The sequence below is a fragment of the Nocardia sp. NPDC006982 genome, assembly GCF_042869435.1.
GTDB lineage: Bacteria > Actinomycetota > Actinomycetes > Mycobacteriales > Mycobacteriaceae > Nocardia.
On record NZ_JBIAFV010000089.1, the window covers coordinates 1 to 1,374 of the forward strand.

Annotated in this window: 1 pseudogene; it reads left to right on the forward strand. The window is 64.8% G+C overall.

Annotation, left to right across the window (positions count from 1 at the left end):
* Window positions 1-52: 52 nt before the first annotated feature.
* Window positions 53-1,374, forward strand: a pseudogene (locus ACFYOW_RS49625) (IS701 family transposase); the annotation flags it as partial.

The window sequence follows — 1,374 nt, forward strand, 5'->3', positions numbered from 1 at the left end:
CTAGTACTCCAGCATCACTTCGTGATGTTGTTGGGTAGCATGGGGTTTCGTGCTGGTTGATGAGGATCTGGCTGCGTGGACGGCTGGGCTGGAGGAGTTGTTCGCGCGGGTGGCGGGGCGGTTTCATCGGGCGGAGCCGCGGTTGCGGGCCAGGATGTATGTGCGGGGCCTGTTGGCGCCGTTGGCGGGGAAGAACGGCTGGACCTTGGCTGAAGCCGCGGGTGATCTGACACCGCACGGGATGCAGCGGTTGCTCAACGCGGCGGCGTGGGATGTCGACGGTGTGCGTGACGAGGTGCGAGCGTATGCCGTCGAGCATTTGGGTGACGCGGACGGTGTGCTGGTCGTGGACGAGACCGGATTTCTGAAGAAGGGCGTGAAATCGGCTGGGGTGCAACGGCAATACTCTGGGACGGCGGGTCGGATCGAGAACTGCCAGCTGGGTGTGTTCTGCGCGTACACGAGCAGCAAGGGTCGCACGCTGATCGACCGGGAACTGTATCTGCCCAAGTCGTGGACCGCCGATCGGGATCGTTGTCGCGATGCCGGGGTGCCGGAGGAGGTCGACTTCGCCACGAAGCAGGTTCTGGCACAAAGGATGTTGGCCCGCGCCTTGGATGCCGGCGTGCCTGCTCGCTGGGTCACCGCGGATGAGGCATACGGTGGTGATTCGAAGTTCCGGACCTGGCTCGAGCGGCGGCGGATCGGGTATGTGGTGGCGGTGCCCAGCAGTGCGCCGATCGTGTCGCTGGCAGGCAGCTGGCGTGCCGATCAGGTCGTCGCGGATGCGCCAGGTGATGCTTGGAAACGCCTGAGCTGCGGAGAAGGCGCGAAAGGCCCTCGCCTGTTCGACTGGGCCGTAGCCACGCTGCCCACCCTCAGCGAGGCCGGTGCCGGGTGGCGGCGCTGGCTGCTGGCCAGACGGTCACTGACCCGCAATGCCAAAGGCGAACTCGAGATCGCCTACTACTTGTGTAGCGCCCCGGTCGGCACCACCGACACCGATCTGATCCGGGTCGCTGGTGCCCGATGGTCGGTCGAGGACTGTTTCCAGACCGCGAAAACCGAGGTCGGGCTCGACCAGTACCAGGTCCGCCGCTACGACGCCTGGTACCGCCACATCACCCTGGCCATGCTCGCACACACCTACCTTGCGGTGACGGCTGCCGTTTCCCCAAAAGCGTTGGCAGCGGCCTCATTCCACTCACACTCGGCGAGATCAAGCGTCTCCTGGCACACCTGACCACCCCACTCCCGAACCTGACTCTGGCGCGCCGCTGGTCGACCTGGCGGCGACGACACCAACACCAGGCGAAGCAAGCCCACTACCACCGAAGACAGGCATTACATCACGAAGTGATGCTGGAGTACTAG